Annotated in this window: 8 protein-coding genes; 5 read left to right on the top strand and 3 right to left on the bottom strand. The window is 74.6% G+C overall.

All coding sequences use genetic code 11. The features are described 5' to 3' along the window. The coding region (locus tag BEP24_RS15405) for an ABC transporter permease (protein ID WP_065964895.1) at positions 1-776 on the top strand (776 nt) is incomplete at its 5' end. Continuing rightward, positions 773-1,798, top strand: coding sequence for an ABC transporter ATP-binding protein (locus tag BEP24_RS15400; protein WP_065964893.1), 1,026 nt, complete (start codon positions 773-775; stop codon positions 1,796-1,798). The genes BEP24_RS15405 and BEP24_RS15400, both read left to right, overlap by 4 nt. A 3-nt stretch (positions 1,799-1,801) precedes the next feature. Here BEP24_RS15400 and BEP24_RS15395 read toward each other — a convergent pair whose 3' ends face one another. The 3 genes from BEP24_RS15395 to BEP24_RS15385 form a co-directional block, all read right to left on the bottom strand. Further along, positions 1,802-2,041: a MoaD/ThiS family protein gene (locus tag BEP24_RS15395; RefSeq protein ID WP_216093153.1), complete on the bottom strand. Its 240-nt coding sequence runs from the start codon at positions 2,039-2,041 to the stop codon at positions 1,802-1,804. Positions 2,042-2,043: 2 nt separating this feature from the next. Further along, positions 2,044-3,081, bottom strand: coding sequence for a GTP 3',8-cyclase MoaA (gene moaA, locus BEP24_RS15390; protein ID WP_065964897.1), 1,038 nt, complete (start codon positions 3,079-3,081; stop codon positions 2,044-2,046). 88 nt (positions 3,082-3,169) lie between these two features. Then, a complete protein-coding gene (locus tag BEP24_RS15385; protein ID WP_065964890.1) occupies positions 3,170-4,630 on the bottom strand; it encodes a glycosyltransferase family 87 protein in 1,461 nt (486 codons plus the stop codon). Between the two features lie 18 nt (positions 4,631-4,648). On the opposite strand from BEP24_RS15385, the gene BEP24_RS15380 reads away from it, so the two are divergent. The 3 genes from BEP24_RS15380 to BEP24_RS18200 all read left to right on the top strand — a co-directional run. Beyond that, the gene (locus BEP24_RS15380; RefSeq protein WP_253181728.1) at positions 4,649-6,070 is read left to right on the top strand and encodes a molybdopterin-dependent oxidoreductase; all 1,422 of its coding nucleotides are present in this window, start codon (positions 4,649-4,651) and stop codon (positions 6,068-6,070) included. Further along, positions 6,067-6,519 (top strand): hypothetical protein, encoded by a 453-nt coding sequence (locus BEP24_RS15375; RefSeq protein ID WP_065964888.1) that lies wholly within the window; start codon positions 6,067-6,069, stop codon positions 6,517-6,519. Before BEP24_RS15380 ends, BEP24_RS15375 begins: the two co-directional genes overlap by 4 nt. Positions 6,520-6,528: 9 nt before the next feature. Next, positions 6,529-7,449 (top strand): GNAT family N-acetyltransferase (locus BEP24_RS18200; RefSeq protein WP_366556888.1); only part of this gene is annotated, 921 nt, incomplete at its 3' end.

Genomic DNA, 7,449 nt, shown 5'->3' with positions numbered 1-7,449 from the left:
TGCCCGTCCCGTGGTGGCTCCCCGTCCCCGCGGCCCTCGGCGGCCTGTTCGTCGTCGTCCCCGTCCTCGCGATGGTCGGCCGCGTCGACTGGGGTTCGTTCGTCGCACTCGTCACCTCGCCCGCGTCCACCACGGCGCTCGGGCTGTCCCTCGGCACCGCCGCCGCGACCACGGGCATCGCGTTCGTGCTCGGCTACCCCTTGGCCGTCCTGTTCTCCCGCTCGACGGCCCGGTGGGTCGGGGTCCTCCGCGCCCTCGTGCTCCTGCCGCTCGTGCTCCCGCCGGTGGTCGGCGGCCTCGCCCTCCTCGCGGCGTTCGGGCGGCTCGGCCTGCTCGGCGCGTTCCTCGACGAGTACGGACTCCGCATCGCGTTCACCACGACGGCCGTCGTGATGGCGCAGGTGTTCGTGTCGATGCCCTTCCTCGTGTCGAGCGTCGAGGGTGCCCTGCGCGTCGGCGGCGACCGGTACGAGCGGGTCGCGGCGACGCTCGGCGCCGGACCGACCCGCACGTTCCTCACCGTGACGACCCCGCGCGTCCTGCCGGGCATCGTCTCCGGCCTGGTGCTGTGCGGCGCACGGGCACTCGGTGAGTTCGGCGCCACGCTCACCTTCGCGGGCAGCCTGCAGGGCGTGACGCGGACCCTCCCGCTCGAGGTCTACCTGCAGCGTGAGGTCGACCCGGACACCGCGGTCGCGCTCGCCCTGGTGCTCGTGGTCGTCGCGGTAGTCGTCATCGGGGTCACGTCGCTGCGCACCCGGGCGGTGGTCGCGTGACCTCGCCGGCAGCGGGACTCCACGCCCGCGTCGTCGACCCGTCCCGCGGCGTCGACGTCACCGTCACGGTCGGCCCCGACGAGTGCGTCGCGCTCGTCGGTCCGAACGGCGCCGGCAAGTCCACGGTCGTCGAGACCGTCGCCGGGCTCCTCCGCGGCACGGACAGCACGGTCCACCTCGACGGTCGCGACCTCGCCCGGCTCCCCGCGCACCGCCGCCGCACCGGCCTCGTCGCGCAGCGGGCCGACCTCTTCCCGCACCTGTCCGTCACCGACAACGTCGCCTTCGGTCCGCGCGCTGCCGGGGCGGGCGGACGGGAGGCGCGGCACCGGGCCGCCACGGCCCTCGCGCTGGTCGGCGTGGCCGGGCTGGGCGACCGGGCGCCGGCGACGCTCTCCGGCGGGCAGGCCCAGCGCGTCGCGATCGCCCGGGCCCTCGCCACCGACCCCGCGGTCCTGCTCCTCGACGAGCCGACCTCGGCGCTCGACCTCGACGCCCGCGCGGACGTCCGTGAGGCCCTCGCCACCGCACGGACCGGCCGGCCGACGCTCCTCGTCACGCACGACCCGCTCGAGGCCGTCGCGCTCGCCGACCGCGTCGTGGTGCTGCAGGACGGCCGCGTCGTCGAGCAGGGGCCGGTCGAGGCGGTGCTCCGGCACCCGCGGACGCCGTTCGCGGCGTCCTTCTCCGGGCTCGCGCTCGTCCGCGGGACCGCCACCGCGGCGGGGATCGCACTCGACGGCGGGGGCGAGCTGGCGTCGTCGACCCGCACCGTGCCTCCCGGCCGACCCGTCGTGGCCGCGCTGCACCCGACGGCCGTCCGCGTGGGCCGGGACGGCACCGGGCCGGGACGCACCGTGACCGCGCTCGAGCCGCGGGACGGCCTCGTGCGCGTGCGCACCGCCGACCTCGTGGCGGACGTGACGGTCGCGACGGCTGCCGCACTCGGCCTGGCTCCGGGCATCACCGTCCGGATGACGGTCGCACCGGACGAGGTCGCGGTGTACGAACCGGCGGGCTGAGCGCTACCCGCCCGCGAAGGGCGGCATCACGTCGACCGTGCCGACGCCGACGAGGGACGTCGAGCGGTCGCGCGTGGTGACCCCGTCGACCAGGTAGGAGCAGCGCTCCTGCAGGGCCGTCCAACGCTCGGCGTCGGCGGCGGGGACGGCGCGCAGGGCGTCGTCGAGGGTCGGCGCGGACGTCGTGGTCTCGTCGGTCCCGACGGCGGCGCGTGCCGCCGCGAAGAAGCGCAGGGTGGTCACGGTCATCCTCCGATCGCGCTCATGCCGCGTGCCGGGTGCACGATGCCGTCCACGTCGTCGCCGTGGTCGCGGGGCTTGGCCCACATCGCGCGTCGCCAGGTGTCGGTCAGGACGGCGTCGTCGGCACCCGCGCGGAGCGGTCCGAGCAGGTCGACCTCGTCGTCCGAGAACAGGCACGAGCGCACGTGGCCCTCGGCGGTCAGGCGGGTGCGGGTGCAGTCGCCGCAGAACGACTCGGTGATGCTCGCGATGATCCCGACTGTCCCGAGCAGGGCGCCGTCCCGGGTGTGCACGCGGTACCGCTCGGCGGGGGCACCGTCGCGCGGGGCCTCGTCCGGGGTGAGCACGTACCGCTCGCCGAGGACCGCACGGATCTCGGTCGCGGTGATCATCGTCGCGCCGTCCCATGCGTGCCCGGGGTCGAGCGGCATCTGCTCGATGAACCGCAGTTCGTGGCCGCGCTCGAGGCACCACGCGAGCAGGTCGGTCGCCAGGTGGTCGTTGACGCCGCGGAGCAGGACCGCGTTCACCTTCACGCCGAGCCCGGCGTCGGCCGCGGCGGCGATGCCCTCGAGCACGCGGTCGAGGAACGGGCGGCGCGTGACCTCGGCGAAGACGTCGGGGTCGACGGTGTCGAGGGAGACGTTGACGCGGCGGAGTCCGGCGTCCGCCAGAGCCTGCGCCCGGTTCGCCAGGCCGATGGCGTTCGTCGTGAGCGAGAGCTCGACGCCGTGGGCGGAGCACCGCCGGACGATGTCGGCCAGGTCGGCGCGGAGGAGCGGTTCGCCGCCCGTGAACCGGACCTTGCGGACGCCGAGGTCGCGCGCCGCGAGCCCGACCAGGCGGTCGATCTCGTCGGCGGTCATCAGGGCGTCGGAGGGGATGACCGGCAGCCCCTCGGCCGGCATGCAGTACGTGCAGCGGAGGTTGCAGCGCTCGGTGAGCGAGACGCGCAGGTCGACGGCGCGGCGGCCGAACCGGTCGACCAGCGACGGGTCGTCGGCGGGGCGCGGTGTCAGCCCGGCGGTGGTGGCGCGCACGCGGCGCAGCAGCGAGGTCGCGGGCACGGCGGTCGCCGTGGGCCGGTCGCCCGTCGCGGGCAGGATCCTCGCCGTCACCGGGCCGATGCTACCTGCCGACGCCGGTGCTGCGGGGCACGGCCGACGGTCGGTGGCCACCGACGTCGTCCCGCCAGCTCCGCGGGTCGAGCCGTCGGCCCCACCGGCGCCAGGTGTCGCGGTCGGTGCGGAGGAGCGTGACGACCAGGATCACGAGGACCGCTGCGCCGAGCCACCAGCGGAAGGCGTCGACCGAGGGCCACACCCCGCGGAGGGCGATCGCCAGGCCGAGGGACAGCCACTCCCACCGGCCGGAGAGCACCACGAACGGGATGAGCAGCAGCGCGTACCAGGGGTAGCGGGGCGTCACCGCGAGGAACGTGACGCCGATCATCAGGACCTCGGCGGACCACGGGCGCGCCGGGTCGGCGAGGCGCCACGACACCACGGCGGCGAGCAGCACCGCGAGCCCGACCAGGACCGTCGCCCCGTCGCCCGGCACGAGCAGCGACACCAGGGCGAACCGGGAGCCGTCCTCGTAGCCCTCTTCCGAGAGGTACCCGGGCAGGTAGCCGAGCACCTTCACCCCGGTCGTCAGGACGTACGGCACGTAGAGCAGGCCGAACACCGCGATGCCGACCGGGACCGCCCACCAGTGCCGCCAGCGGGAGAGCAGCGGCGGGTACACGATCGCGGGGATGAGCTTCGTCGCGGTCGCGGCTCCGAGGGCGATCCCGCCCCAGATCGGTCGGCCGAAGGTGACGAGCACGACGCCGGCCGTCGCGAGTGCGGCCCCGACGACGTCGACGTGCGAGTTCGTGACGGCCTCGGACGCGACGAGCGGCGACCAGGCCCAGAGCGCGGCCCACCAGGTCGGCCGCCCGACGCGACGCAGCACCGCGACGAGCCCGACCGTGACCCCGAGCGACACGAGCAGCCCGGCCACCTGGAACGGCAGGTACTGCGCGGTGGCGGGGACGAACGCCCGCACCCCGGCGAACCAGAGCTGGGCCATCGGCGGGTAGATCGTCACGACGTCCGGCCGGTTGATCGCGACGCAGTGGCCGTCGGCACCGTCGCCGAGGCCGCGCATCCGCGGTTCGAGGGGCTTGCACGTGCCGTCGACCTTGTCCGGGAACAGCCAGTCGGGCCGGAGTCCGGCGAGCGCCCCGGACTGCGGCGTGTGCGCGTAGGGGGAGATCCCGGCGTGCTGCACGATCCCGTCCCAGGCGTACCGGGCAGAGTCGGTACTGGTGTTCGGCGGTCCCACGAGCGCCGCGACCCCGACGACGACCGCGCCGCCGAGGACGATCCGGGTCGCCCACGCACGGGGGACGGACCGGAGCGCGAGGGCCGCACCTGCGAAGACGGTCCAAGCGATGAGCGTCCAGCCTACGAATGGTGCACGATGACCGGCACGGAGGAACCCCAGATGCGTGACGCCGTGGGCGATGACACCGGCGAGCACCAGCACGCCGACGACGGCCAGGACGGTCGGCAGGAGTCGGGCGGCGCGCTGTCGGTGGCTCATGGTGCCCCGAGGCTATCCGTGCTGCGACGGCTCCTGCTGGACGCCCGTGCCGCGATGGCCTCGCCGAACCGGAACGCCCGCTCGGCGGTGGTGTGGGGTCGACTGCTCGGCGTCGCGTTCCTGGTCTGCTTCGTCACCGGCGTCTACAGCCACCTGCTCCAGGACCCGCTGCCGGGCATGCGCTTCCCGACCCGACCGGTGCAGCTCTACCAGTTCACGCAGGGCCTGCACATCACCGCGGGCATCGCGATCATCCCGCTCCTGCTCGCGAAGCTGAACGCCGTGATGCCGGCGCTGGCCCAGGTGCCGCCGGTCCGGGGCGTGCTGCACCTGCTCGAACGGCTGTCGATCGCGGTGCTCGTCGCGTCGGCGCTCGTGCAGGTCGCGACCGGCCTGGTGAACACGTACCAGTGGTACCCGTGGCCGTTCCCGTTCCGCCAGGTGCACAACGCGCTGGCCTACGTCATCATCGGCTCGATCGTGCTGCACGTGGGTGTGCAGCTGCGGATCATCGCGCGGTACTGGCGGGCGCGCGACTCGTACGACGCCGAGGGGCGCTTCGTGGTGGACCCGTCGGTGGGCAGCGAGCTGTTGCCGCCGACCGGCCGGGAGGCGCACCCCACCGCCGGCGCGTCCGCTGCGGCCGTGCCGACGGTCGGGCCCTACCCCCGTGGTCTGACCGGACGCGTGCTGCGGTGGGTGGACGGGCCGGCTGCGCCGGCCAGCGGCGCCCAGGAGGCCGCGCCGGACGCTGCGCCGACCGGTGACGGCCCGTCGGCCGACGCGACGGACGCGGGGCGGGCCTCCCGTCCGTCGACCGAGGCGACCACCGGTCGTCGTGAGCTGGTCGCCCGACGCGGGTTCGTGGCGGGCGTGACGGCCGCGACCGTCGGGGTCGTCGCCCTGACCGCCGGGCAGTCGAACCGGCTGCTCGAACCGCTCAACGTCTTCGGCGCGCGGCAGCGGCACGTCGGCCCGAACGCGCTCCCGGTGAACCGCACGGCACGCGCCGCCGGGGTGCTCGCGAGTGCGACGGCGGCCGACTGGACCCTCACGGTCGTCGGACCGGACGTCACCCGGTCCTTCTCGCGGGCGGAGCTCGTCGCGCTCGGCACCGACACCGCCGAGCTGCCGATCTCGTGCGTCGAGGGCTGGAGCCAGATGGCGAGCTGGCGGGGCGTGCGGATGCGGGACCTCCTCGCGGCCGTCCAGGCCGACCCGGCGTCGTCGCTGCGGATCACGAGCCTCGAACGGAGCGGTGGGTACCGCGTCACCGAGATGGGGCCCGAGTACGCCGCCGATCCGACGACCCTCGTGGCGCTCGAGGTGAACGGCGCGACGCTCGACCTCGACCACGGGTTCCCGGCCCGGGTCATCGCACCCGGCAGACCCGGCGTGCTGCAGACGAAGTGGATCGGGAAGATCGAGGTGATCCGATGAGGGCCGCACGCATCGTGCTCGTCGTGCTCGGCGTGCTGGTGATCGCGTTCGGGGCGACCGTCCTCGTGACGACGGTCCGACCGAACCGCATCTGGGGGCTGGCGACGTGGTTGCTCGGCGCGGTGGTGCTCCACGACGTCGTGCTGTCGCCGTTCGTCGTCGGCGTCGGGCTGCTGCTCCGCCGGGCGGGACGGTCGCTCCGCGCCTGGGTGCTCGTCGTCGTGCAGTCGGCGGTCGTGCTCGGCAGCGTGCTCGCCCTCGTCGTGGTGCCCGAGATCGCCGCGAAGGCGCACGGGCAGAAGAACCCCACGGTGCTGCCGTTCGACTACACGACGCGGCTGCTCGTCGTCGAGGGCGTGCTGCTCGCGGTCGTCGTCGTCGCGCTCGTGGTCGGTGTGCTCGCTGCACGTCGGCGTCCGGCACTGGTTGCATCGACAACCAATCGCTAGCATGGGTGGATGACCGACGAGACACCGTGGCTGACGCGTGCACAGCTCCGCGCCTGGATGAAGCTCGTGGCGGTCATGGAGCTGCTGCCGGCGGCGCTCGACCAGCAGCTGCAGCGGGACGCCGACCTGACCCACTTCGACTACATGGTGGTCGCGATGCTGTCCGAGACCGAGTCGCGCACGCTCCGGATGTCGGCGCTCGCCTCGGCCACGAACGCGTCCCTGCCGCGGCTGTCGCACGTGGTGTCGCGGCTCGAGAAGCGCGGCCTGGTGCGGCGCTGCCCCTCGGTCGACGACCGGCGGGCCACCGATGTCCGGCTCACCGACGCCGGGTACGACGCGATCGTCGCCGCGGCCCCGGACCACGTTCGCACGGCACGGCGGTTCGTCGTCGACGCCCTGACCGACGAGCAGGTCGGGCAGCTCGACGACATCACGCGGGCGTTGCTCGAGCGCCTCGACCCCGAGGGGCGGTTCGCGGCGCTGACGTACCCGCGGGGTGACGACGAGGTGCTGTGCGAGCAGCGGCTGACCGGTGCGGCAGCGGGGGCGGAGCCCGGCGCGGGGGCGGCGGCGGTCTCCAGTAGTGCAGCGGCCGTGCTGCCGGAGGTCGACGGCGTGCGCTTCCGTGCCGTGACCGCGGACGACGAGCAGCTGCTGCGCCGTGCCACGCTCGCCGCGATGAACTGGCAGGCCGCGACCTTCACGGACGCCGACCTGGACCGGCCGGAGTTCGCGCACTACTGGCAGGGCTTCGACCCCGCGCGGGACCACGGCGTCGTCGCGGTCGACGACGACGGGCCGGTCGGGGTGGTCTGGGCGCGCTTCCTGCCCGAGGACGACCCCGGGTACGGGTTCGTGGCGGCAGACGTGCCCGAGCTCACCATCGCGGTCGAGCCGCGGGGGCGGGGGCGGGGGATCGGTGGTGCG

Origin of the sequence: Curtobacterium sp. UCD-KPL2560 (assembly GCF_001705035.1) — a bacterium.
Lineage (GTDB): Bacteria > Actinomycetota > Actinomycetes > Actinomycetales > Microbacteriaceae > Curtobacterium.
This window is presented reverse-complemented; position numbering and strand designations above follow the sequence as displayed.

Excerpts from the sequence above, each read along its gene's own strand:
- BEP24_RS15385 (WP_065964890.1), bottom strand. The coding sequence starts at position 4,630 with ATGAGCCACCGACAGCGCGCCGCCCGACTCCTGCCGACCGTCCTGGCC.
- BEP24_RS15375 (WP_065964888.1), top strand. The coding sequence starts at position 6,067 with ATGAGGGCCGCACGCATCGTGCTCGTCGTGCTCGGCGTGCTGGTGATC.